We start from the raw sequence: 23,367 nt of genomic DNA, 5'->3' as shown, positions 1-23,367 counted from the left end.
TTTTATAGAACTGTCTTGACAAGAGCCTTTAAATGATTTAGCATAGTTTATATATGTTTTGAATGGGAGGTTGGAGATGAAAAAAGTTAGTTTTTGGTTGGGAATCAACATCGCCTTGCTCGGCATGATGGTAAGTTTGGCTTTATGGTTATTTGCAGGACTTCAAGAAAGACAGGTTAGTCAGTTTATCGAGGAAAAACAACAAACCATCCTCGCTAAAGGCAAGGGCAAAATTCAAGAGGGAAATATTGATACGACCCATGTTGTGGCTGCCCTACCTACAGATGATGCAGGTCAAGTCTTAGGACCTGTAGAAAGTCGAATGATTTCTTATGTTCAAAGACGCTTTGGTCATAAAAAACCAGCAGGAAAAATTCAAAAACTGGTCTTTGTTTCGTCAATAGAGGGAAAAACGAATTTTAAAAATGTAACAGCTCGTGAAATTCAAGCGGAGCACTATAAAGTAGACAACTTGCAAATTAAAAAGCAGGATAAACTCCCGTCTGAGCGTGTGTTGTTGACGCAGGACAATGAATTGTTTACCCTGGAAGATTTATTACCTAATTTATCCTCTGCAGCAAGTATTATTGTTGATCATCTAAGAGAAGCCTTACTTGCTCAAGGAATGGAAGAGACTGATGTAGAAGCGATTGTCAAAAAGTTTGAAACACTAGACTTAAATGCTATCTCCTTTAGTTATGGAGACAGCCAATTAACCTTACAATTACCAGATGGTTACGGCATCAACCAGTTGGTTCTACCAATTTCAGATTTGTACCCAGTAGTGAAGAGTGATTATCTAGTAGATGCTGATAAGGTTGGCTATGATGAGTATATGGCTGCACAAGTTGTGGATAAGAAACATTTGAGACAGGTAGCTCTAACCTTTGATGATGGACCAAATCCGAATACGACACCGGTAGTTTTAGATTTACTGAAAAAATATAATGCCAAAGCAACTTTCTTTGTTGTTGGTAAGGCTGTAGCTGGGAATGAAGCTATTCTCCGTAGAATGGTAGCGGAAGGGCACGTCATCGCCAACCATACGTGGAATCATCCTAATCTAGTCACTATTTCTGGGGAGCAAGTACAGAGAGAAATTCAAGATACACAGGCAGCTATTGCTGAAGCTACAGGTATTGTACCAACAATGGTTCGTCCTCCGTATGGTTCGGTTAACCAGGCTGTTGTCAATCAGATGGGACTTCCATCGATTTATTGGTCGGTCGATTCTAAAGATTGGAAGAGTCGCAATCCTCAAGCCATTTTGAAAGAAATAAAAGAACAGACTTGCCCAGGAAGTATTATCCTAATGCATGATATTCATCAGTCAACAGTTGATAGCCTCGAGTCTGTATTGCAATACTTAACAGGTGAGGGCTACAATATGGTTACTGTAACAGACTTACTCGCCAGTCCTCTCAATCCTCAATTAATCTATTATTCACAAGAATTATCTGGTCCAGCCCAGTAAGAATGATAAAAGGCTTAGAATCATGTTAGTAGAAACACTGGTTCTAAGCCTTTTATATATTGTTCATTATATTTTGTAGAGCTCTTGATTCTTGAGAATGACTTCTTGGACGGAGGCATACTTTTTCAATTGTTTTAGTTCGCTAGGACTAGATACTAGGGTGATGACAAGTCCCTCCTTGCCCATGCGTCCAGTACGTCCGGAACGATGAGTGTAGGCTTCTTGGTCAAAAGGAACTTCAAAGTTGAGGACACATTCTAAGTTATCAATATCGATACCACGTGCGACCATATCTGTAGCAAGTAGAAGATTGAGTTCGTGATTTTTGAAACGTTCGATGATGACCTTGCGGAATTTTACGTTGACATCAGAAGCCAATGAAACTGCATTCACACCATTATAGAGTAGTTTATCTTCGCTTGCACCAAGGTCTGATAGGCTGTTAAAAAATGCAAGAGCACGAAAATCAGGGATATTGGCAAACTTACGTAGGGTTTCCAAACGTTCACGCTTATCTACCATCATATAGCAATGCTGGATATTATCCAATTTCTGCTCAGATAAATCAATGCTTTCAATGCCTTCGGCAATTTTTTGACGGTCAAATTTAGCTGTTGCACTCATGTAGATTAACTGGTGGTCACGAGGTACATAGTTGATAATCTTTTCGACAAACTGATATTGAGAATCGGAGAATAGCTGATCAAATTCATCTAGTATGATGGTGTTAATATTCATCATCTTGATTTTTTTCAATTTAATCAACTCGAAAATACGACCAGGTGTTCCAATCAGGATTTCTGGTTCTTTTTTTAGTCGCTCAATCTGGCGTTTTTGACTGGAGCCAGATAAGAATAGTTGAGCAGTCAACCCAATTGTCTCCGACCAAGTCTTACAAACATCAAATATTTGGCCAGCCAGCTCTGTATTTGGTGCGAGGATGAGCAATTGTTGGGCTTTTTTAGGAGTTAGGGCTAATAGGCTAGGCCAAAGGTAGGCAAGGGTTTTTCCTGTGCCTGTTGGGCTGATAGCTAGAAGGGACTTGCCGTTTGCAATAGGCTCAAAGGCCTGGACTTGGATAGGAGTAAAGTCCTCAAAGCCAAGTAGGGTAAGCTGGTCCGTCCAGCTGGAGGGAAATTTAGATTTCATTGTTATCCGCCTTAAAGATTATTCCTGCGTCTTGACGCATGGTGTAAAGTGTTTGATGGACGCTTTCTGCCACAGCCAACCACTGGTCCACAAGCTCGCGGTTTTGTTGCTTGATTGCCTGTGCAATTTCTAGCGCTTCTTCGAGCATAGGGTGCTGGACCGCTTGGATTGGTAAAACAATTTGCTCTCCGTCATGTTTTGTGAAAATAGCAGAGCTGATATGCTGGCATGCGTTGAGTGTTAGTGTTCCATCATTTGTATAGATTTCGCTCGCTAGATTGCTCGTAATATTTTTTCCTGCCTGAATGTGGACGATATAGTTGTCATAAATGAGTTGTCCCGAACCATTTAAGTCAATACTAGAAGGTAGCTGTTGTGCTACATAGCGGGCCGTTCTGGGAGTTCCCAAAATGCCGATAGCGGCGTAGAGCGTATAGACACCTAGATCCATGAGAGCACCACCGGAAAAAACAGTTGAAAAGATATTTGGCATTTGCCCACCTAACAATTCAGGCATCTTAGAAGAATACTTGGCATACCCAAATGAACCACCTAAAATCGTTTTATCCATCAAAAATTCACGGATAATGGTTTGAGCCTGTTCGTGATAGTTTCGAGCAGCCTCAAATAGGAAAACATTATTTTCTTGGGCAACGTGACGCAATTGTCCTAATTCCTGAGGTGTAGAAACCATGGGTTTCTCAACAATAGCATGTTTACCAGCAGCTAGAACAGCTTTTGCCTGTTCAAAGTGCAGGGCATTTGGACTGGCAATATAGACAACGTCAATGGGAGCAGAAAGAAATTTTACCCATTCTGTGTATAAATCGACTCCTTCATACTGCTCTGAAAAGACAGCAGCAGTTTCTAGTTTACGGGAGAAAACAGCCTGTAGCTGATAATGTCCACTTAAATGGGCCGCCTCTATAAAACGATGAGAGATGTCTGAGGTGCCAACAATACCAAAATTAAGCATAAATTCTCATTTCTTTTGTGTTATCCTTTTCATTATACCATGTTTCATGGTAAAATAGTATTGAAAATAGAAGGAGATGATGATGACTCAGAAACCCATTATTATTGGCGTAACCGGCGGATCTGGGGGTGGCAAGACAAGTGTGTCACGTGCCATTCTGGATAATTTCCCAAATGCTCGTATATCTATGATTGAACACGATTCTTATTATAAGAATCAGTCCCACCTGACCTTTGAAGAACGGATACTGACCAATTATGACCATCCACTGGCTTTTGATACGGATTTGATGATTTACCATATCAGTGAGCTATTAGCAGGACGTTCAGTGGATATTCCGATTTATGATTACACTCAGCACACACGTTCAGAGAAGACCTATCGTCAGGAACCACAAGATGTATTTATTGTGGAAGGTATTTTAGTATTGGAAGACAAACGGTTGCGGGATTTAATGGATATTAAGATATTCGTCGATACTGATGACGATATTCGTATCATTCGCCGCATTAAGAGAGACATGGAAGAGCGTGGCCGTAGCTTAGATAGTATCATTGAGCAGTACACCTCGGTGGTGAAACCAATGTATCACCAGTTTATCGAGCCAACCAAGCGCTATGCAGATATCGTCATTCCTGAAGGCGTCAGCAACGTTGTAGCCATCGACTTGATTAACACCAAGGTGGAGAGTATATTAAGAGAGCGTGGTTAAGATGCCCAAGCAAAGAATATTACCTCATATCATATTAGGGATTATGGGTGCTAGCGGTCAGATGGTAACTGGCAAACAGATTACCGACTATGTTCAACGTGATTTAGGCGAATTTTGGCAGGTTGCCCATAGCCAAGTCTATCCAGAATTAAAACGTATGACCAAGGAAGAATTGATTACTTGTCATGCAGTACCTGGAAATGAAAAGGAAAAGCAGTATGCGATGACGGCTACTGGTCGTCAGATTTTAGACGAATGGCTATCCATTCCAAATGAAGAAACGCCTCAGCAAAAAGACTTGTTTTCAATCAAGATGTTTTTTATCCGTGAAAAGGATGACCCACGGATTCCTGGTTTGTTGCAGAGTCAAATTGAACTAGTCACCAAGCACTTAAAACACCTAGACAGTCGTAAAGTTGAGCTGTTCTCAACCAAGGAAAGTATCCAAGACAATTATGGACACTATTTGATTTTGACACGGGCTATTGAACGCAACCGTGCCCAGCTCAAATGGTTAGAGGATACACTGGCAGAAATGTAACGATTCGGATTTCCGAATCGTTTTTCCTTGTGTCCTGTTTTGGATTATGTTAGAGTAAGAAGAAATGTGACTTAATTGGAGGAATGTATGTCAATCAAACAGATGGTTAGTATGGCGCTAGTAGTTTGGAATTTAGTTGTCTTCATTACCTATGGTATGGATAAAGGAAAGGCAAGAAAGAACGCCTATCGGATTTCAGAAAAGACCTTATTACTCATGTCCTATTTTGGTGGCGGACTGGGTGCCTGGGCAGGTGGAACCCATTTTCGGCATAAGACACAGAAAAAGTATTTTCAACTAGCCTGGGCTATAGGGGTATTGATTGATGCAGTGATTATGTACTGGATGTGGAAATAGGCGCAAGCCTTTTTCTTTATCGCTCGGACTATAAAAGTCGGCTTAACTATGCTATAATGTTCCTATGACAAAACAAGAAAAAATTTCAAATTATCAACTATTATTGGCTCAATTGGAAGCTCTTCTTGATGGTGAAACCAATGCTTTAGCCAATCTATCAAATGCTTCTGCTTTGCTCAATCAAGCTCTACCAAACTCTGTCTTTACAGGATTTTACTTATATGATGGTCAAGAATTGATTTTGGGGCCTTTTCAGGGTGGCGTTTCCTGTGTTCATATTGCACTTGGAAAGGGTGTCTGCGGTGAGGCTGCAGCTAAGCGCCAGACTATTCTCGTAGACGATGTTCGTCTACATGATAACTATATTTCCTGCGATGCGACAGCCCTATCAGAAATCGTTGTGCCAATGGTGAAAAACGACCAGTTGCTGGGCGTTTTGGACTTGGATTCGAGATTGGTTGCTGATTACGATACCATTGACCAGGAATACCTTGAGCAGTTCGTCGCACTCTTAGTGGAGAAGACGGACTGGAATTTTGCTATGTTTGGAGAAAAACGCTAATGTACCAAGCTTTATATAGGAAGTACCGAAGCCAGACCTTTGGGGAGATGGTGGGGCAGGAGGTGGTTGCAACCACGCTCAAGCAAGCTATTGAGCAGGGGAAAATTAGCCATGCCTATCTCTTTTCAGGTCCTCGTGGTACAGGTAAGACATCGGCGGCTAAGATTTTTGCCAAGGCCATGAACTGTCCTAATCAGGTTGGAGGCGAGCCTTGTAACGATTGCTATATCTGTCAGGCTATTACGGAAGGTAGCCTGGAAGATGTGATTGAGATTGATGCTGCTTCCAACAATGGTGTGGATGAAATTCGTGATATTCGTGATAAATCGACCTATGCACCTAGTCTTGCGACCTATAAGGTCTATATCATCGACGAGGTCCACATGCTGTCTACTGGAGCCTTCAATGCTCTCTTGAAGACCTTGGAAGAGCCGACGGAAAATGTGGTCTTTATTCTAGCAACGACGGAATTGCACAAGATTCCTGCGACTATCTTATCTAGGGTGCAACGATTTGAATTTAAGTCCATCAAGGTGACGGACATTCAGGAGCACTTGGCTGCAATTTTGACCAAGGAAGGGGTAATCTTTGACGAGCAGGCTCTGACAATCATTGCGCGTCGGGCAGAAGGGGGGATGCGGGATGCCCTATCCATTTTGGATCAGGCTCTCAGCCTTAGTCAGGACCAGCAAGTGACCTTGGAAATTGCTGAGGAAATTACGGGTTCTATCAGCTTGCGTGCCTTGGATGATTATGTGGCAAGTCTGCGTCAAGGGGATAGTGTCACAGCTCTCCAGCATCTACAAACCTTGTTTGACCAAGGAAAGAGTATGAGCCGTTTTGCGACAGATCTTTTGCACTATTTGAGAGATGTCCTTATCGTGCAGACGGGTGGTGAGGATACGCATTTAACAACAGGTTTTTCAGAAAATCTAGCTCTTGAGCAGGCACGGATTTTTACCATGATTGAGATGGTGACCAGGGGTTTGGCGGACATCAAGTCCAGTCCTCAACCGAAGATTTACGCTGAAATGATGACCATTCGTTTGGCTGAAGATAGTTCTCCTTCGGGGGCAATGGCAGAGCTACCAGCAGATGTGGTCAGCCAAATAAGCAGTCTTCAGCAACAAGTAGCGGACCTGCAGAAACAATTAAGCCAACTCTCCAGTCAACCAAGTGCTGTTAAGCCAGTTTCACGCAAGCCGCAGGCTCCGAAGAAGTACCGATTGGATACCAGCAAGGTTCATGCTATTTTGCAGGAAGCTATGGAAAATCCAACCTTGGCGCGTGAAAATTTGACTCGCTTGCAAAATGCCTGGGGAGAAATTATCGAGAGTTTATCAGGTGCAGACAGGGCCTTGCTTGTTGGTTCTCAGCCAGTCGCTGCAAATGAAAATCATGCGATTCTAGCCTTTGAATCCCCGCTCAATGCTGAACAGACTATGAAGCGTGACAATCTCAATACCATGTTTGGAAATATTCTCAGCAAGGCAGCAGGTTTTTCGCCACAGATTTTAGCCATTGCTCAGGAAGATTGGGTCAGCATTCGGGCCGAATTTTCAGCCAAGGCCAAGGGGCAAAAAACGCAAGAAATAGAAAAAGAAGAAAGCCCAGTCCCAGAAGAATTTGGCTTTCTAGCGGACTCAGTAGAGATTTTGAATGATTAAAAAATATCAGTCCTAAGACTGATGAATAGTTTTGATAGATATTTTATACTATATTCAATCCTAAATATTTTTCATATCTCCTTAAGAAACACTGACTGATTAGTTGGTGTTTTCTTGTTTAGAAAAGAATCGAAACCTATCAAGAAAGCATATAAAAATTCAGCCAGTTGACTGAATTTTTGGTATAATCTATTTTATGAAACTTCCACAATTTCTTTTTTTAGCCATTACAACTATTTTAGCTGTTTATTTTATGAATGCATCGATTTTGACAGGAGATTTCTTGATTGCAGGTATCTACGCCTTTATCGCCTATCGGAATCTTCATTTTGCTTACAAGGTGACTAAATTTATTCGTTTGGTGGAGAAGCAGACCAAGAAGTAAGGCTGATTTCTCCGCTGGAGATAATTTTTGCTTTGCCGTTATCTAACTGGATAACCAGATTTCCTGTATCAGTAACAGCGATGGCAGTACCCTTAAATTCAACTTGATTTTCTACAAAGCTCACTTGTTGGCCAACGACAAGTGATTTTTCTTTGTAAAGGGCAATTAGTTCCTTCTCATCGGTTTCTAAGAAGGCTTTCCAGATGGCAGTAATGAGTTGGTTGCGGGTAAATGGTGGTTGTTCCTCGAAAAGATTTCCTGCTGATTGTTGTAATTCCTTAGGGAAATCGTCTATGCGGACATTGATGCCGACACCGATAATGACATCGGTTACCCGTTGGTTTTCCATAGAAGAGATAGCCTCAGTGAGGATGCCAGCGACCTTTTTGTGTCCGAGATAGATGTCATTGACCCACTTGATTTGGACGTCCAAGTCGCAAAGAGATTGAATGGCCTTCACAACAGCGGCAGCGGCCAGTATGGTGTAGGGCTTAAATTCTAGAAATGGAACATTGGGAGAGAGACGAAGCGACATATAAATGCCACCTGACTTGGAGGCATAAAAGGGTCTCCCAAATCGTCCCTTGGCTTTATTCTGATAGGGAGCTAGATATAAGGCAGGACTAGAATGACCTGCTTCAATACCTTGCTTGGCATCTAGCTGGGTGGAGTCGCTATCCATATTCAGATGGACAGGTAGTTGAAGCTCCTGAGAGATTAATTCGGGTAGGAGTAAATCGCCTTCGGCTAATCTATAGCCACGATTACGGGCAGCCTCAATAGTTAAACCATGCGTTTCTAACTGGCGAATGGCTTTCCAAATGGAAGTCCGAGAAATCCCCAATTCCTGGGCCAAATCTTCTCCGCTGACATAATCCTCTCTCTCTTTTAGAAGGAGATATATTTTCTGATAGGTTTTCATACCTTCATTATAGCAAAAAATTTACCTAAAACGTGATATAATAGTTTCAAATAAGGAGGTTTTCATGAAGACACTTGATTACATTGTTAAATTGACCAACACTCCGTCGCCAACTGGTTTTACGACGGATATTATGAATTACATCAAGGCAGAGGTTGAAAGTTTAGGCTATGCTGCTAGTAAGACCGCTAAAGGTGGTGTTTTGGTGACAGTTCCGGGGGAAAATGACCAGGAACACCGCATGGTAACTGCTCACCTGGACACATTGGGGGCCATGGTGCGTGCAGTGAAGCCAGATGGCCGACTCAAAATGGATTTGGTGGGAGGATTTGGATACCCTTCTATTGAGGGAGAAAACTGCTTGATTCATTGTTCCAAGAATGGTAAGACCTTCACAGGCACCATTCTCATGCACCAGACCTCTGTCCATGTCTACCGAGATGCCAGTACCGCTGAGCGCAATCAGACCAATATGGAAATTCGTTTGGACGAAAAAGTGACCAGTGCAGATCAGACGCGGGCCTTGGGTATTGAAGTCGGAGACTTTATCTCCTTTGATCCACGGACCGTTGTGACTGAAACAGGCTTTATCAAGAGTCGTCACCTGGATGACAAGGTTTCTGCCGCTATCCTGCTTTATCTTTTGAAAGTCTATAAGGAAGAGGGAGCGACCTTGCCTTATACGACACATTTCTATTTTTCAAACAATGAGGAAATCGGCTACGGTGCTAACTCCAGCATTCCTGCTCAGGTGGTTGAATATTTGGCAGTCGATATGGGGGCAATGGGAGATGACCAGCAGACGGATGAGTACACGGTTTCTATCTGTGTCAAGGACGGCTCAGGTCCCTACCATTATGAACTCCGTCAGCACTTGATAGCCTTGGCTGAAAGAGATGAAATTCCTTACAAGCTGGATATTTATCCTTACTATGGTTCCGATGCTTCTGCAGCTATGCGAGCAGGTGCAGATGTTAAGCATGCCCTACTGGGTGCTGGCATTGAATCTAGCCATTCCTACGAGCGGACCCATTTGGATTCTGTAGTTGCGACTGAGCGGATGGTAGATGCCTATTTGAAATCAGCAATGGTAGATTAAGATGAATGAAACCCGTTTTTTAGAGTTATTCAATGACTTGGATAAGGTCTTGCGTAGGGTGTGCGGTGTTGCGGATGGGGAATATGCAGATGTAGGCTCTATGTTGACCAAGGCAAAGGAATTGACGCGACATAATCCCGTTGAGGCGAACTGGGATAAACTCTATGTGGCCAGACAGCTCCGCAATCTCATGGTTCATGAGAAACGAACAGGTTTGAAGGAAGTAGCCCAACCTTCGCAGGAATTGATCACTGTTTTGGAAAAAGTGATAGCCCAGTACCAAGAACCGGTTACCATTGCCGACTATTTACAAAAGACCCAGAAAATTAAGCCGGTTATTTTTGAGGCCAAGGACAAATTGATAAAGGCTTTAGAAATTGTGGAGCAAGAGCATTTTTCTAAGTTTCCTATTTTTTCTGACAAGGTTTATCAAGGCCTGGTTTCTGACAAGGGATTGACAAATTGGTTGGCCAAGGCAAGCAAGGAAACGGGCTCTATACGTGAAAAATTGGTGGAGGCTAGTCTTGAAGACGTACTAGCTTGTGAGGAAGATAGTATTCAGGTAATTATTCTGCCAATAACAGCCCATCTTTATCAGGTAATTAATTATTTTGAGGGGCGTAAGCGCACAACCGTCCTAGTCAGTCGTCAGGCAAGCGGGAAGATTCATTCGCCAGAGGATCTTGTTGGTATTGTCACAGCCCAGGACTTGGCAGAGATTTATGGGATGGTGGATTGAGTGGAGAAAGGAGAAATCATGTCAACAAATCGTTTAGCTTGGGATGAGTATTTTGCGGCTCAGGCGCTTTTGATTGCCAATCGGGCAACCTGTAAGAGAGCCAAGGTCGGTGCAGTTTTGGTTAAGGACAATAAGGTTATCGCAACAGGCTACAATGGTTCTGTTTCAGGAACCGAACATTGTTTGGATCAGGAATGCCTTATGATTGATGGTCATTGCGCTAGAACCCTGCATGCGGAAGTCAATGCTATTTTACAAGGAGCGGAACGGGGAATTCCAAAAGGTTTTACTGCCTATGTGACCCATTTTCCATGTCTCAACTGCTCCAAGCAATTGTTACAGGTTGGTTGTAAGCGGGTTGTCTATATCAATGAATACCGCATGGATGACTATGCTCAGTACTTGTATAAAGAAAAGGGCTGTGAGTTGGTTCATTTGCCTCTAGAGGTGGTTAAACAGGCAATTGCAGATGCCGAATTTATCTAATGATTCTGTAGAAGAGTGGGAGTGGGAACGAACTCAACCATTCATTGAAGAGTTCCCCTCACTTCCAAACATTTAGGTTCGGGCTAAAATAGTCCACTGGACTATTTTACTCCCACCCCCGCACAGCTCACAAGGTTCAGTGAACCTTGTGAGGTTGGAAATGAAGCGAACTCTGTTCGCATCAGTCGTAGTGGTCAGATTTTGAGTGTAAAACACGAATTGCTGAGATTTGCTTCGCAAATCTTATCTCCTACCTTTAACAGTCCACTGGACTGTTAAACCCAATCAACCACTGCGCTGAGATGTTGACACTAACTTTGAGAAGCGGTGCTGGGCTTTTTACCCAGCCTCCTCTTTATTTTTAAGAAAATGCTAGGATAGTCGGTCAATCTATGCTATACTAGAAACGTTATTAAGTCCCGAAAAGGTAGTTTATAGACTAGTTAATATTTGCAGAAACACTTGAAACACAATTAAAGAAGCTGGTAACATTGAATAGTAAGCGTAAAAACGTTACTACACTTCAGTCACCATTTTCTTCAAATAAGGCTGATTTCATACAGTCTGGTATTGTCTTTCTCGTTGAGTATCTGGAAATTTTCCTTTGTTCAAGACAGAAGTCTTTCGCAAATGGGATTTCCCTTTGCTCAAGACAGGAGTCTTTCGCAAAGAACTAGTCTTTGACTAGTTCTTTGTAACCTTAGTAACCCGCTAGGTTTCTAGCATATATTCTATTTTAAGGGGGACATTTTTATGTCAGAACGTAAGTTGTTTACGTCTGAATCTGTTTCGGAGGGTCATCCGGATAAGATTGCAGACCAGATTTCAGATGCCATTTTGGACGCTATTTTAGCAGAGGATCCAGATGCGCACGTAGCGGCAGAGACGGCTGTTTATACAGGTAGTGTTCATGTCTTTGGAGAGATTTCAACCACTGCCTATGTGGATATTAACCGTGTGGTACGTGATACGATTGCGGATATTGGCTATACAAAAGGTGAGTATGGTTTTTCAGCTGAGTCGGTTGGGGTTCATCCATCACTTGTAGAGCAATCGCCAGATATTGCCCAAGGCGTCAATGAAGCTTTGGAAACTCGTCAAGATGCTAGTCAAGATCCATTGGATTTGATTGGTGCAGGTGACCAGGGGCTCATGTTTGGTTTTGCAGTAGATGAAACGCCTGAACTTATGCCGTTGCCAATTTCACTTAGCCACAAATTGGTGCGTCGTTTGGCCGAGTTGAGAAAATCTGGTGAAATTGCTTATCTCCGTCCAGATGCTAAGTCACAGGTAACAGTTGAATACGATGAAGACAATCAACCTGTTCGTGTGGATACTGTCGTTATTTCGACCCAGCATGATCCAGAAGTTAGCCAGGAACAAATTCGTCAGGATGTCATTGAGCGTGTGATCAAGGAAATCATTCCAGCTCATTATCTGGATGATCAAACCAACTACTTTATCAACCCAACTGGTCGTTTTGTTATTGGTGGACCTCAAGGGGACTCTGGTTTGACAGGTCGTAAGATTATCGTTGATACCTATGGTGGTTATTCTCGTCATGGTGGCGGTGCCTTCTCTGGTAAGGATGCGACCAAAGTGGACCGTTCTGCATCTTATGCGGCACGCTACATCGCAAAAAATATCGTCGCAGCTGGTTTGGCTAAAAAGGCGGAAGTTCAATTGGCTTACGCTATCGGTGTTGCTCATCCAGTTTCAGTTCGCATCGATACCTTCGGTACGAGTACAGTAGCGGAAAGCAAATTAGAAGCAGCTGTTCGTCAGATTTTCGACTTGCGTCCTGCAGGAATTATTCAAATGCTGGACCTCAAACGTCCGATTTACAAGCAAACTGCAGCCTATGGACACATGGGACGTACCGATATTGATCTCCCATGGGAGAAATTAGACAAGGTGGAAGCCTTGAAAACTGCGGTTTTGTAATGAAATAGTTGTCCATTTAGTGAGAAGTTTGTGAAAGCGTTAATTGTCTTTGCACACCCTAGAAAAGAAAGCTTTACACATGCTTTGGTTGATAGAGTGGCGGAAGCTCTGCTGGAAAATGGAGCAGAAGTCGTCATACGAGATTTATACGAAATAGGATTCGATCCCGTGTTACGTGGAGAAGATACCATTCATATTGAGGATGGTAAATTTGTACGTCAGGCAACTGTTTTTCCAGCAGATGTTCAAGTTGAAATGGATTTGATTGCCGAAAGCGACTTACTAGTCTATATATTTCCGAGTTGGTGGAATGGAATGCCTGCTATTATGAAAGGTTACGTAGACCGTGTATTTCAACATGGCTTTGCTTACAGTTTTGAATCTGATGAACCACGTAAATTATTTTCCACTAAGAAAGCTATTTTCTTTACGCCAACAGGGCAGCCACAAAATGCAGATGGAAGTCTGACACCGATTGATCAAGCGATGAAAAACCTGACCTCAGAATGGCTTTTCAACAGCAACGGTGCTCAAGTCATTGACCATATCTTCTATGGGCGAGTACCTTATTTAACGAGAGAAGAGCTGGAGTTGTATCTCGTTGATGCAAGAGAGCAAATTCAGAGAATTTTTCATAAATGATGAAGAGAGATTCACTAATAGTATATAAATATAAAGGACTGAGTTCATTGGCTCGGTCCTTTTGCCTGCTATATAACTAGCTTTTTCCAAGACTTTATGATAGAATGAAACGTATGCCTTTTTAGGCAAATTAAGAAAGTGAATGTTAGTATGAGAAAAATTGTAATTAATGGTGGAAAAACACTGAAAGGGTCGGTTGCCGTTAGTGGTGCAAAAAACTCAGTTGTTGCTCTTATTCCGGCCATTATTCTTGCAGATGGGATTGTTACTCTGGACGGAGTACCTGCAATCTCGGATGTAGATAGCTTAGTTGATATTATGGAAACAATGGGCGCGACGGTCAAGCGTGATGGTGAAACCTTGGAGATTGACCCTCGTGGTGTAAAAGACATGCCTATGCCGTTTGGCAAAATTAATAGCTTGCGTGCATCCTACTATTTTTACGGTTCCCTCCTTGGTCGCTTTGGTCAAGCTGTTGTTGGCTTGCCAGGTGGTTGTGATTTGGGGCCGCGTCCGATTGATTTGCACTTGAAAGCATTTGCAGCAATGGGAGCTGAGACAACCTATGAAGGTGACTATATGCGCTTGGCAACTAATGGTCAGCGTATTCAAGGGGCACATATCTTCATGGATGTTGTCAGCGTCGGTGCGACAATTAATACTATCTTAGCAGCTGTCAAAGCAGAAGGCCGTACAGTTATTGAAAATGCGGCGCGTGAACCTGAAATTATTGATGTAGCAACTTTGCTTAACAATATGGGGGCACGTATCCGTGGTGCGGGTACAGATATTATCACCATTGATGGTGTAGATAGTCTAAAAGGAACACGTCATCAAGTGATTCCAGACCGTATTGAAGCAGGGACTTATATTGCCCTTGCTGCTGCTGTTGGTGAAGGTATTCGCATTGATAATGTCCTTTATGAACACTTAGAGAGTTATATCGCTAAGTTGGAAGAAATGGGGGTTCGCATGACCATTTCTGAAGATAGTATTTTTGTTGAAAAGCAAGAGAAATTGAAGGCGGTAAGCGTGAAAACTTCACCTTATCCAGGTTTTGCGACAGACTTGCAGCAACCCATTACACCTTTACTGCTTAAGGCAGAAGGGACTGGTACGATTGTTGATACGATTTATGAAAAACGTGTTGGTCATGTGCAGGAGCTTGCAAATCTTGGAGCAAAAATCTCTACTCGTAACAACCATATTGCCTTTGAAGGTCCAAATCAACTGACTGGTACATCTGTTAAAGCTACTGATTTGCGTGCGGGAGCCGCAATGGTTATCGCTGGTTTAATGGCTCAAGGGCGTACAGAAATTACAAACATTGAGTTTATTCTACGTGGTTACTCAAATATTATTGATAAGCTGACAGAATTAGGTGCAGATATTCAATTGATTGAGGATTAGAGAGTCTAATTGAGAGCTATTTTCTCAAAACGTAATCGATTTAAAAAACGAAACAATCTGGGGCTGGGAGTAATTCTCAGCCCCTTGGGTACACTATGACACTTTGGACAAGACTAGCGAAGTTTGCTTGCTTTGAAACGGACCGTTTGTATTTACGACCATTTTCTTTTGAAGATGGAGAAAGTTTCTATGAAATTGTATCAAATCCTGAAAATCTTCCTTTTGTCTTTCCAGCTTTGGAGGACAGAAATATTGCTTTTTCGACAATGGTTGAAAAATTTATGCGTTCACCATTGGGAAATTGGGCCTTGGTTGATAAGTATTCGGAGAGGATGATTGGTGCGCTTTGCTTTGAAAAGATAGATGAACGTCAACTTTCTGCGGAGCTCAGCTATTTCCTAAAAAAAGACTACTGGAGAAGAGGTTTGATGACGGAAGCAATGCGGACTTTAGTCTATCTAGCTTTTTATGAGTTTGGTCTGAGGGAGCTGGTTATTGTCACTCATGAGGAAAATGTGGCCAGTCAGATGGTGGCGAAAAAAGCTGGTTTGGTACAGGTTGCGCAGTATCGTGGAAGTGACCGCTATAGCCATAAAACAAGAAATTATCTAAAATTTAGTTTGAAGAGGGCTGAATTTAGTTTAGAAATGTATGAGGAGAATGAATGATTACCATTAAATCACAACGAGAAATTGATGCAATGAACCGTGCTGGAGATGTTCTGGCTGGTATTCATATTGGTTTGCGAGAGATTATCAAGCCAGGCGTGGACATGTGGGAAGTAGAGGAATATGTCCGTAAAACGTGTAAGGAAAAGAATGTTTTGCCACTCCAAATTGGTGTTGATGGAGAATTGATGGATTATCCTTATGCGACTTGTTGTGGATTGAATGATGAGGTCGCTCATGCCTTTCCGCGTCATTACAAACTTAAAGAAGGTGATTTACTGAAGGTCGATATGGTTTTGAGTGAGCCCTTAGACAAAGCGGTAATTGATGTTTCTAAGCTCAACTTTAATGATGTTAAGGCTATGAAGAAAATCACCCAGACCTATCGTGGTGGTTGTGCGGATTCCTGCTGGGCTTATGCGGTTGGTCAGGTCTCTGAGGAAGTTCAAAACTTGATGGACGTAACTAAGGAATGTTTGTATCGTGGTATCGAGCAAGCCGTTGTTGGTAATCGTATCGGTGATATTGGTGCAGCCATTCAAGAATATGCAGAAGGTTTGGGCTACGGTGTTGTTCGTGACTTGGTGGGTCACGGCGTTGGACCAACCTTCCATGAAGAGCCGATGGTTCCTCACTATGGAACTAAAGGGCGTGGACTCCGTTTGCGTGAGGGCATGGTTTTGACTATCGAGCCTATGATTAATACAGGGACTTGGGAAATTGATACGGATATGAAGACTGGTTGGGCTCACAAAACACTTGATGGTGGCTTATCTTGCCAATATGAGCATCAGTTTGTCATTACTAAGGATGGTCCAGTCATTTTGACGAGTCAAGGTGAAGAAGGGACCTATTAATTCTCGGAGAGGTCGTGAATAATAGGTGAATGAGGAAGGAGGAGAGAATGAAGAAAACCAAAATAGTTGAAGGTTTGAAAACATTCTGCTCAACCTTCTTTTCTTTTTATCGTTCTGCTGATAGCGATGTAACAAGTGTTGCAGTAGCTTACTATTTGTTAATTTCTATTTTTCCTATTCTTCTAACTCTTGCGAATTTACTACCCTATTATCCATTTGATGTGGATATGATTTTATCGGTTATAGCTGAATTTGTGCCAGACAAGCTCTATCCTTCGGTTTCATCTTTTATCACTTCTGTATTAACAAAGCCGTCGTCATCATGGTTAGGGATTTCAATTCTGACCACTCTTTGGACCCTGTCACGTAGTATGACCATTTTGCAGAAGGCCTTTAATAAGGCTTATGGCATCAATGAACACCGTGATTTTATTATTGGGCATTTGATTGGCATATTTTTAGGAATTGGTCTGCAGGTAATTATCCTCTTAAGTATTACGCTTTTGACTTTCGGGCAGGCAGTTTTTTCTTATATTAATAAGCTGGTTCCTATTGAAGATGCCTGGCTGAAGGGACTTCTTAGTCAAACACAGTTAGTAGGTTTAATGGCTCTGTTTGCCGCCTTGGTTATGCTTTATTTCTTTTTGCCAAATGTTCGGATAAAAAAAGTTCGATATGTTTTTCCAGGAACCTTGTTTGTTCTGTTGACGATGACTTCTATTGGAAAGTTATTTTCGATTTATGTTGATAATTATGCCAATAAGTTGCTGGATTTTAGAATAGTAACAGCTGTCGTCTTTCTTGTTTTTATGCTTTGGTTCATTTTTATGGCTCAGGTACTCATCGTTGGTGCAATGATTAATGCTACGGTTCAAAGTATGCAGGTAGAAGAGTTTCATGCCAGAGATGGGGATATTGTTTCTATCTTGAATAGGCTCAAGGCAAGATTTACAGCGATAGATAAAGAATGGGAGTGAGAAAGAACTCTATTTTTCAAAAAATGAGTTCGTCTTCTCACCCCCGCACAGTTGATTAGGTCAGATTTGGAGTGTGAAACGCGAACAAATCTGCCAATCAACCACTGCGCTGAGATGTTGACACGAACTCTGAGAAATGAGGTTGGTCTTTTTGCCCAACCTCATTTCTTATCTTTAAATACAAATAATTTACTTAAAACGTAGTTTAGGACAATAACTAAGACTTGCGAGAAAAGTGTCGCAATGGCATTGACCAGGTTGATGTTGTTATGTACAAATTGTCCAATCAATTGTGGATAGGCAGCTACGAGTATATAGGCTAAAGCCATATCCAAAACAAGAGTGACAATTCGAGCGGTAGTGAATTTGATGAGGCGTTGGAACCAGCCTTCCCTTACTTGCTTAAATACAAAGCGATCATTTGTCCAAAAGGCAAAGAGGATGGCTACTGCATTGGCTAAAAGAGTTACTAGCAGAATGGATGGGATGAACAGAAAGAGTCCCATACGGGTAATCATATAAACAAGGGTTGCTGCCACACCTGCAATCAAATAGAGAATAACTTCGTTATTGATGAGTTGATAAAATAGTTTTTTCATAGGACTAGTCTATCATTTTTAGGAAAAATATGCTATACTAATCAACGTTGTTGACAAATTCAATGACCCTTGGGGCTTGCTCACTTTACCCAAGCATATTTTAAGCTTTTTCGCTAAAGGAGAATTTTATGAATACATCTAAATGGACTGCCAGAGATATGGCAGAAATTGCTCTTGTTGCGGCGATTTATGTCGCTCTTACCTTGACACCGCCATTGAATGCTATTTCCTTCGGGGCTGTTCAGTTCCGTTTGTCTGAAATGCTCAATTTCTTGGCTTTTTATAATCGTAAGTATATTATCGCTGTGACCATTGGCTGCATGATTTCCAACTTGATTGGTTTTGGCGTGATTGACCTCTTTGTGGGTGGATTCTCGACATTAATCTTCGTTACCTTGGGAGTTATTCTGTTTGAAAAATACAAGAAGGACTATCTATTCGGTGGATTATTTAACAAGGCTTTCTTTTATTTCTCATTCTTTTTTGCGGCAACTATGTTTACCATTGCTTTAGAATTAAAAGTCTTATATGATTTACCATTCTTTCTAACTTGGTTGACAACAGCAGCAGGAGAATTGCTTTCTCTATTAGTTGGAGCTGTTGTTATCGATAAACTATCCAAGAAAATAAATTTTGAAAAGTAAGTATACAATAAATGTGAGCAGACACTTTCGGGTGTCTTTTATTTTTAGGTCGCATTATTTTGTATTGATTGACAATTTAGTTTATACTGGGGATAGAAGAAATAGGAGGTCTTTTATGACAAGATATACGTTTTCAAATGGTGTAAGTGTTCCTAAAATTGGTTTTGGAACTTGGCAGATACCTGATGGTGAAGTAGCGTACGGTGCGGTTTCTTATGCATTGGAAGCTGGTTATCGCCATATTGATACTGCTCAAATTTATGGCAATGAAGCTAGTGTTGGTCGGGCTATAGCTGATAGTGGTCTAGCTCGTGAGGACATTTTTTTAACAACTAAGGTTTGGAATGATAAGATTGGCTATGAAGATACCCTTGCTTCAGTAGAAGAATCCATGCAAAAACTTCAGGTGGATTATCTGGATTTGTTACTGATTCATTGGCCAAATCCAAAGGCTAGTCGTGAGACAATTGGATGGAAAAAACGGAATGCCCAGGTTTGGAAGGCATTAGAAGAGCTCTATCGTGCTGGAAAAGTGAAAGTAATTGGAGTTTCTAACTTTATGGAACACCATCTAGAAGCTTTGCTGGAAACGGCTGAGATTATCCCGATGGCTAATCAGATTATGTTAGCTCCAGGTACTCCTCAGTCAGAATTAGTGGCTTACTGCAAAGCCAAAGGTATTCTCTTGGAGGCCTATAGCCCATTTGGTACAGGGACTCTTTTCCAAAGTCAAGAAGCAGCTGATTTGGCTAAAGAAGCTGGTTGTAGTGTTGCCCAGTTAGCATTGGCTTGGTCTTTAGATAAAGGCTTTCTCCCTCTCCCGAAATCAACTAGTCCAGAAAATATTAAGGCGAATTTGGAAATTGATGGCTTGGTTATTAGTCCGACAGCAGTTGCAAAGTTGGATAAACTAGAAGGAGTGAAAGGTCGACTTGACCCGGATCAGGCTGAATTTTAAAAAATATGAATATAAGGTTGGATATATCCAGCCTTGTTTTTGTTTCTAGACTAATTGTAAAGGAAGTTGTATGTATTTTAAAGTATAGAATGGATATTATTCTATGTAAAAAAGTAGATTTCCCTCACAGAACAGTATGTTTTTTTAATGTTTTTTATGTATGGAACAACACATTGTTTCACCTTGTATCTGTTTTTTATGTAAAGACAAAAAAAGATCGTTACAATAAAATATATCACACGAAAGTTATAAAAATAAGCACATATAGATGTGTTTATTTTTTTGTAAAATATCTATTAGATATAAAAATCCTGTTAAAAAGGAATTTTTAGCCTTATGTAGAGTAATGATAGACAAAAGGTGTTTTTTCTTTATATTCAAGTATTTGAATATTTTGTGTATAAAAATAATCTGTATTTAATCTGTGTTTTTTATATCTGGCACACATAAAACCAATATATGTGAGCTTAGTTTTTTTAGGGGCGGATTGACGTTTAGAAGAGCATTGTGATATAGTACCAAAAGATTCTTTGCTAAATCATTTGATTAATATGGCAAATTTCGATTCTTATGGAAAGGAGGGTATGAAATTTATGTTTGGGAAAAGATGTCTTTCCATCTTTGCAATCTTGTTACTTACTTTGAGTAATTGCAGTCCGACAATTGGTTATGCGTTAGAGAATATGGGTGAGTCAACAAGTACTTCAGTTGTTTCTTCAGCGGAAGAAGCTATTTCTAAAAGCGAAACAACGACAGAAATGAGTCAATCATCAGAAGAAATTGTTGAAATGAAACAAGCAGAGGAAAAGACTGAAACGAATCGGTCAGATGCACCTAGTTCTTCTCAGGATTCGGCGGATAATTCTGAAGAATCTGTTCAAAAAATCCTGCACTATGAAGATGAGTATGTGACTGCCGATTTAAACGCATACTTTGGTGATGGTGTTGAAAGCTTTAGCGTAAATCTACCTCGGATGAAAAATTCGGATAAGTGGGATGCTGAAAGAGAGTATGTAAGTCAACTTAGTCAATACCTCGTGAATCAGAATTTACAGCCTGCTGATGTTCAGCGGATAGAAATTTCAGATAGTCAGATTGTCAAGGAAGGTTATAAACCAAGATTGACAGTTAATTTTAAGACTTCTCTGGAATTGCGTGGCGGTTTAGTGACCAAAGAAAATCTTCGGTTGGTTTCGACCAATACAGATGGCTCCTTGGTTTTTCATGATGCTGAATTTCACTTTGATACGACAGGTACCTTGATAGGGTTGACCTATGAAGGAATACTTGGAAAAGATATTCATATGGTAATGGTTAAGCCATTAGCAGAAAAGACAACAGTGACACTGGGACAATATGTTCAGATGCAGTTAGACGGGTATGTTCTTGAAGAGGAAGAAGAACAAACAGCTAGTAAAGTTCCTTTAAATGCACGACTAAAAGTGAAAATTTTTCGTTCAGATGCTTCAGGTATTTTTACTATCTTAAGTCCAATAGATTCATTTCGAGAAGAAAAGACCTTTGATGTCTTATCCACTTGGAAACCTAGTTTTAATTTATTGGGAATTGAGAGCGAGAAGTTTGATATAGTCAAAATGAATTACCGTCAGGCTCATCAGTCTAAAACCGATAGCTTAATGTATTTCAATGGCGAATTTCCTGTTACATCATTTCACCAAGAAAGTGGTGAAGAAGATAGTAACGTTCTAGAAATTTATCTCCAGAACCGAATGCTCGAAGGCACTGGTATGATTTTGGGGCTTCGCACGAGGATGCTAGGGTACAGATCTTCTAGTGGATTTAGAAGTGTAGCGAGTGCGACTGTATCGAATTCGTCGGTAGATCAGGCCCCCATCACACAGTCTAAACGGATTGACTATTTAGGTGATGGTGGGAATAATCCGGATACTAGTGTTGATGACCGTATTGATACAGATACGCATGAACTCTATCGGATGTATCTAGATATGACAGGTACAAAGGAGCCCTTTGATACTATAATTGTGGTAGATAGATCAACCAGTATGACTGATCCGATGAATAGTGTAGACACACAGGCTCGCTATCTAGCCGTTTATGAAGCCTTAAATGGAACCGCGGGACGGCAAGGGCTGCTTAGTAAGTTGATTGGTTTTCATCCGGAAAATCAAGTAGCAATAGTTGGTTTTCAGGGTTATCCAGGTTATCCAAGCGGGGATCAGGACTCGACGGTTATTGCCAACTGGGGACGTTCTACCTCGGTTGCACTAAGTAATATTCAGCCACCTTATAATAACGGAACGAATTATACAGCTGGTTTACGAACAGCTGGTGTTGTTCTGGATCAGAACCAAAGTAGTCGGAAGAAGGTAATGATTTTTATTTCAGATGGGGTTCCGACCTTTGCATTTGTGAACGGTGTTCGATATGGAAATGGTACCATTAGCGGAAATAACCCATATAATACAAGGGAGTGGACGCTTAACTATTTCAACAGTTGGATAGGTAAGTATCCTAAGTTACCTATCTATACCTTGGGGATTTCTAGTGAGTTTGGAAATAGTGACAACTTGTCTGCTAATCCATATGTATTGAATCACATGTCTAGTCAGACAGGAGGATTTTATTCGCATGTTGCCGATTCACAAGCGCTTGAACGGACTCTCCAAAAGATAGTTGATGATACAAAATTATCTCTTGTTTCCATCAATGACCAGTTAAGTCAATATGTATCTTACTACGCGGAACAGCCGGATGTGAAAGTGGTACAAACGAATCGTCAGACGGGTCAGGTTACAACTCTCTATCAGAATGGAGCGGTAACAAGTCAAGGAGCGGGTATTTTAAAATCGGTAACACATACGGCTGTTGATGCTAGTGATTCGACAGGGAAGGTCGATTTGAATTTTGTAGATAATTTCAAAATTGATGATACCTATACTTATACAATTTCTTATAATGTAAAAGTGACAGACCGTGCTTATGAGGAAAAGAGGGCGTCTGGTTATAATGCACAAGGGGATTCTGGAACTGATTATACGGGAAACAGTACCAGTTCTGGGCAGGTTGGATTCCGATCTAACAAGGTTGCGTCATTGACCTATATTCGAAATGAACAACCCTATGAAAAAGAATACGACCATCCTGTGGTGCAAGTAGATACACGTCAATTTACCCTACAAAAAAGTGATAGTAAGGAGACTAGTCTCCTGCTAGAAAATGTCCATTTTGAATTACGATTATCTGACAAGAAGACGGTCTTTGCAAGTGGTGAGACAGATAGTAGGGGAAATATAACCTTCACAGATCTACGTCGAGCAAAAACGTACTATCTATATGAAACCAAGGCTAAAGATGGCTACACTCTCCCAGAGAATCCTTGGACGGTAGATGTTGCTGTTGATGGGACAATTACCATCAGAGATCAACTAGGTTACACAGTAAGCAAAAGTGGTGAACAATATCGCATTGTGAATCATAAACTTTATCAATTACCATCTACAGGTGGGTATGGTCCCGCAGTCTATATCCTACTAGGTGTGATGGTTATTACATTAGCAAGCTATCTTTTTTATGAGAAGAGAAAGCAGATTGCTTAATTTTTGAAAGCTCAAAGGAGA

At 41.2% G+C, this 23,367-nt stretch carries 23 protein-coding genes and 1 riboswitch; of the genes, 19 read left to right on the top strand and 4 right to left on the bottom strand.

Annotation, left to right across the window (positions count from 1 at the left end; genetic code table 11):
- The first annotated feature begins 76 nt into the window (after positions 1 to 76).
- Entirely contained in the window at positions 77 to 1,474 is a 1,398-nt protein-coding gene (locus ODU46_RS01925) for a polysaccharide deacetylase family protein (protein ID WP_398579157.1), read from the top strand.
- Positions 1,475 to 1,540: 66 nt separating this feature from the next.
- Here ODU46_RS01925 and ODU46_RS01920 read toward each other — a convergent pair whose 3' ends face one another.
- Together ODU46_RS01920 and ODU46_RS01915 are read right to left on the bottom strand one after the other, a co-directional pair.
- Complete coding sequence (locus ODU46_RS01920; protein ID WP_114866280.1) at positions 1,541 to 2,623, bottom strand: DEAD/DEAH box helicase; 1,083 nt, start codon at positions 2,621 to 2,623, stop codon at positions 1,541 to 1,543.
- A complete protein-coding gene (locus ODU46_RS01915) occupies positions 2,613 to 3,599 on the bottom strand; it encodes a Gfo/Idh/MocA family protein (RefSeq protein ID WP_398579156.1) in 987 nt (328 codons plus the stop codon). The genes ODU46_RS01920 and ODU46_RS01915 overlap by 11 nt, the downstream gene beginning before the upstream one ends.
- A gap of 82 nt (positions 3,600 to 3,681) precedes the next feature.
- On the opposite strand from ODU46_RS01915, the gene udk reads away from it, so the two are divergent.
- From udk to ODU46_RS01885, 6 genes are all read left to right on the top strand, one after another.
- Positions 3,682 to 4,311 (top strand): uridine kinase, encoded by a 630-nt coding sequence (gene udk / locus ODU46_RS01910; protein WP_002936217.1) that lies wholly within the window; start codon positions 3,682 to 3,684, stop codon positions 4,309 to 4,311.
- 1 nt (position 4,312) lies between these two features.
- Positions 4,313 to 4,852 (top strand): PadR family transcriptional regulator, encoded by a 540-nt coding sequence (locus ODU46_RS01905; RefSeq protein WP_024400271.1) that lies wholly within the window; start codon positions 4,313 to 4,315, stop codon positions 4,850 to 4,852.
- Positions 4,853 to 4,939: 87 nt separating this feature from the next.
- Positions 4,940 to 5,209 (top strand): DUF1294 domain-containing protein, encoded by a 270-nt coding sequence (locus ODU46_RS01900; RefSeq protein WP_002940218.1) that lies wholly within the window; start codon positions 4,940 to 4,942, stop codon positions 5,207 to 5,209.
- Between the two features lie 64 nt (positions 5,210 to 5,273).
- The gene (locus ODU46_RS01895; protein WP_398579155.1) at positions 5,274 to 5,771 is read left to right on the top strand and encodes a GAF domain-containing protein; all 498 of its coding nucleotides are present in this window, start codon (positions 5,274 to 5,276) and stop codon (positions 5,769 to 5,771) included.
- Positions 5,771 to 7,438, top strand: a complete 1,668-nt coding sequence (gene dnaX / locus ODU46_RS01890) for a DNA polymerase III subunit gamma/tau (RefSeq protein ID WP_398579154.1) — start codon at positions 5,771 to 5,773, stop codon at positions 7,436 to 7,438. The genes ODU46_RS01895 and dnaX overlap by 1 nt, the downstream gene beginning before the upstream one ends.
- A 196-nt stretch (positions 7,439 to 7,634) precedes the next feature.
- Positions 7,635 to 7,823: a DUF3272 domain-containing protein gene (locus ODU46_RS01885; protein WP_002936839.1), complete on the top strand. Its 189-nt coding sequence runs from the start codon at positions 7,635 to 7,637 to the stop codon at positions 7,821 to 7,823.
- Here ODU46_RS01885 and birA read toward each other — a convergent pair.
- Complete coding sequence (gene birA, locus ODU46_RS01880) at positions 7,789 to 8,745, bottom strand: bifunctional biotin--[acetyl-CoA-carboxylase] ligase/biotin operon repressor BirA (RefSeq protein WP_044693680.1); 957 nt, start codon at positions 8,743 to 8,745, stop codon at positions 7,789 to 7,791. The two genes, ODU46_RS01885 and birA, sit on opposite strands and share 35 nt — an antisense overlap.
- Before the next feature lie 64 nt (positions 8,746 to 8,809).
- Between birA and ODU46_RS01875 the strand changes: the two genes are divergently transcribed.
- The 9 genes from ODU46_RS01875 (at position 8,810) to ODU46_RS01835 (ending at position 17,567) form a co-directional block, all read left to right on the top strand.
- Positions 8,810 to 9,844: a M42 family metallopeptidase gene (locus tag ODU46_RS01875; protein ID WP_398579153.1), complete on the top strand. Its 1,035-nt coding sequence runs from the start codon at positions 8,810 to 8,812 to the stop codon at positions 9,842 to 9,844.
- A 1-nt stretch (position 9,845) separates the two neighbouring features.
- The gene (locus tag ODU46_RS01870) at positions 9,846 to 10,583 is read left to right on the top strand and encodes a hypothetical protein (RefSeq protein WP_395376091.1); all 738 of its coding nucleotides are present in this window, start codon (positions 9,846 to 9,848) and stop codon (positions 10,581 to 10,583) included.
- Positions 10,584 to 10,601: 18 nt separating this feature from the next.
- Positions 10,602 to 11,069 (top strand): cytidine/deoxycytidylate deaminase family protein, encoded by a 468-nt coding sequence (locus tag ODU46_RS01865; RefSeq protein ID WP_014638424.1) that lies wholly within the window; start codon positions 10,602 to 10,604, stop codon positions 11,067 to 11,069.
- A gap of 753 nt (positions 11,070 to 11,822) precedes the next feature.
- The gene (gene metK / locus ODU46_RS01860; protein ID WP_114866283.1) at positions 11,823 to 13,013 is read left to right on the top strand and encodes a methionine adenosyltransferase; all 1,191 of its coding nucleotides are present in this window, start codon (positions 11,823 to 11,825) and stop codon (positions 13,011 to 13,013) included.
- Positions 13,014 to 13,043: 30 nt separating this feature from the next.
- A complete protein-coding gene (locus ODU46_RS01855) occupies positions 13,044 to 13,655 on the top strand; it encodes an NAD(P)H-dependent oxidoreductase (RefSeq protein ID WP_105120019.1) in 612 nt (203 codons plus the stop codon).
- Between the two features lie 150 nt (positions 13,656 to 13,805).
- Positions 13,806 to 15,065 (top strand): UDP-N-acetylglucosamine 1-carboxyvinyltransferase, encoded by a 1,260-nt coding sequence (locus tag ODU46_RS01850; RefSeq protein WP_398579152.1) that lies wholly within the window; start codon positions 13,806 to 13,808, stop codon positions 15,063 to 15,065.
- 95 nt (positions 15,066 to 15,160) lie between these two features.
- Positions 15,161 to 15,733 (top strand): GNAT family N-acetyltransferase, encoded by a 573-nt coding sequence (locus ODU46_RS01845; RefSeq protein WP_398579151.1) that lies wholly within the window; start codon positions 15,161 to 15,163, stop codon positions 15,731 to 15,733.
- Positions 15,730 to 16,590: a methionyl aminopeptidase gene (locus ODU46_RS01840; protein WP_024384998.1), complete on the top strand. Its 861-nt coding sequence runs from the start codon at positions 15,730 to 15,732 to the stop codon at positions 16,588 to 16,590. The genes ODU46_RS01845 and ODU46_RS01840 overlap by 4 nt, the downstream gene beginning before the upstream one ends.
- Positions 16,591 to 16,637: 47 nt before the next feature.
- On the top strand, positions 16,638 to 17,567 hold the full coding sequence (locus ODU46_RS01835; RefSeq protein ID WP_044763545.1) for a YihY/virulence factor BrkB family protein: 930 nt from the start codon (positions 16,638 to 16,640) through the stop codon (positions 17,565 to 17,567).
- Between the two features lie 161 nt (positions 17,568 to 17,728).
- On the opposite strand, the gene ODU46_RS01830 is transcribed toward ODU46_RS01835, so the two are convergent.
- Positions 17,729 to 18,166, bottom strand: a complete 438-nt coding sequence (locus ODU46_RS01830; RefSeq protein ID WP_024384996.1) for a GtrA family protein — start codon at positions 18,164 to 18,166, stop codon at positions 17,729 to 17,731.
- 28 nt (positions 18,167 to 18,194) lie between these two features.
- A riboswitch (PreQ1 riboswitch) is annotated at positions 18,195 to 18,297 on the top strand.
- Here ODU46_RS01830 and ODU46_RS01825 point away from each other — a divergent pair.
- The 3 genes from ODU46_RS01825 to ODU46_RS01815 all read left to right on the top strand — a co-directional run bounded on the left by ODU46_RS01825 (position 18,295) and on the right by ODU46_RS01815 (position 23,346).
- Positions 18,295 to 18,810 carry a QueT transporter family protein gene (locus tag ODU46_RS01825; protein WP_012027540.1) on the top strand — a complete coding sequence of 172 codons (516 nt, stop codon included), beginning with the start codon at positions 18,295 to 18,297 and terminating at the stop codon, positions 18,808 to 18,810. (Overlaps the previous riboswitch by 3 nt.)
- Before the next feature lie 115 nt (positions 18,811 to 18,925).
- Positions 18,926 to 19,768, top strand: coding sequence for an aldo/keto reductase (locus tag ODU46_RS01820; protein ID WP_398579150.1), 843 nt, complete (start codon positions 18,926 to 18,928; stop codon positions 19,766 to 19,768).
- Positions 19,769 to 20,352: 584 nt separating this feature from the next.
- Complete coding sequence (locus tag ODU46_RS01815) at positions 20,353 to 23,346, top strand: SpaA isopeptide-forming pilin-related protein (protein WP_318802912.1); 2,994 nt, start codon at positions 20,353 to 20,355, stop codon at positions 23,344 to 23,346.
- Positions 23,347 to 23,367 lie beyond the last annotated feature (21 nt).

Origin of the sequence: Streptococcus sp. 2020WUSS089, assembly GCF_044427405.1 — a bacterium.
Taxonomy (GTDB): Bacteria; Bacillota; Bacilli; order Lactobacillales; family Streptococcaceae; genus Streptococcus; species Streptococcus hashimotonensis.
Note: the sequence above shows the minus strand (reverse complement) of the source record. Positions and strands in the feature narration are given on the sequence as shown.

Bases quoted from the DNA above. Each gene is read 5' to 3' on its own strand.
- ODU46_RS01925 (WP_398579157.1), top strand. From the start codon at position 77: ATGAAAAAAGTTAGTTTTTGGTTGGGAATCAACATCGCCTTGCTCGGC.
- ODU46_RS01920 (WP_114866280.1), bottom strand. From the start codon at position 2,623: ATGAAATCTAAATTTCCCTCCAGCTGGACGGACCAGCTTACCCTACTT.
- ODU46_RS01915 (WP_398579156.1), bottom strand. From the start codon at position 3,599: ATGCTTAATTTTGGTATTGTTGGCACCTCAGACATCTCTCATCGTTTT.
- udk (WP_002936217.1), top strand. From the start codon at position 3,682: ATGACTCAGAAACCCATTATTATTGGCGTAACCGGCGGATCTGGGGGT.
- ODU46_RS01905 (WP_024400271.1), top strand. From the start codon at position 4,313: ATGCCCAAGCAAAGAATATTACCTCATATCATATTAGGGATTATGGGT.
- ODU46_RS01900 (WP_002940218.1), top strand. From the start codon at position 4,940: ATGTCAATCAAACAGATGGTTAGTATGGCGCTAGTAGTTTGGAATTTA.
- ODU46_RS01895 (WP_398579155.1), top strand. From the start codon at position 5,274: ATGACAAAACAAGAAAAAATTTCAAATTATCAACTATTATTGGCTCAA.
- dnaX (WP_398579154.1), top strand. From the start codon at position 5,771: ATGTACCAAGCTTTATATAGGAAGTACCGAAGCCAGACCTTTGGGGAG.
- ODU46_RS01885 (WP_002936839.1), top strand. From the start codon at position 7,635: ATGAAACTTCCACAATTTCTTTTTTTAGCCATTACAACTATTTTAGCT.
- birA (WP_044693680.1), bottom strand. From the start codon at position 8,745: ATGAAAACCTATCAGAAAATATATCTCCTTCTAAAAGAGAGAGAGGAT.
- ODU46_RS01875 (WP_398579153.1), top strand. From the start codon at position 8,810: ATGAAGACACTTGATTACATTGTTAAATTGACCAACACTCCGTCGCCA.
- ODU46_RS01870 (WP_395376091.1), top strand. From the start codon at position 9,846: ATGAATGAAACCCGTTTTTTAGAGTTATTCAATGACTTGGATAAGGTC.
- ODU46_RS01865 (WP_014638424.1), top strand. From the start codon at position 10,602: ATGTCAACAAATCGTTTAGCTTGGGATGAGTATTTTGCGGCTCAGGCG.
- metK (WP_114866283.1), top strand. From the start codon at position 11,823: ATGTCAGAACGTAAGTTGTTTACGTCTGAATCTGTTTCGGAGGGTCAT.
- ODU46_RS01850 (WP_398579152.1), top strand. From the start codon at position 13,806: ATGAGAAAAATTGTAATTAATGGTGGAAAAACACTGAAAGGGTCGGTT.
- ODU46_RS01845 (WP_398579151.1), top strand. From the start codon at position 15,161: ATGACACTTTGGACAAGACTAGCGAAGTTTGCTTGCTTTGAAACGGAC.
- ODU46_RS01840 (WP_024384998.1), top strand. From the start codon at position 15,730: ATGATTACCATTAAATCACAACGAGAAATTGATGCAATGAACCGTGCT.
- ODU46_RS01835 (WP_044763545.1), top strand. From the start codon at position 16,638: ATGAAGAAAACCAAAATAGTTGAAGGTTTGAAAACATTCTGCTCAACC.
- ODU46_RS01830 (WP_024384996.1), bottom strand. From the start codon at position 18,166: ATGAAAAAACTATTTTATCAACTCATCAATAACGAAGTTATTCTCTAT.
- ODU46_RS01825 (WP_012027540.1), top strand. From the start codon at position 18,295: ATGAATACATCTAAATGGACTGCCAGAGATATGGCAGAAATTGCTCTT.
- ODU46_RS01820 (WP_398579150.1), top strand. From the start codon at position 18,926: ATGACAAGATATACGTTTTCAAATGGTGTAAGTGTTCCTAAAATTGGT.
- ODU46_RS01815 (WP_318802912.1), top strand. From the start codon at position 20,353: ATGAAATTTATGTTTGGGAAAAGATGTCTTTCCATCTTTGCAATCTTG.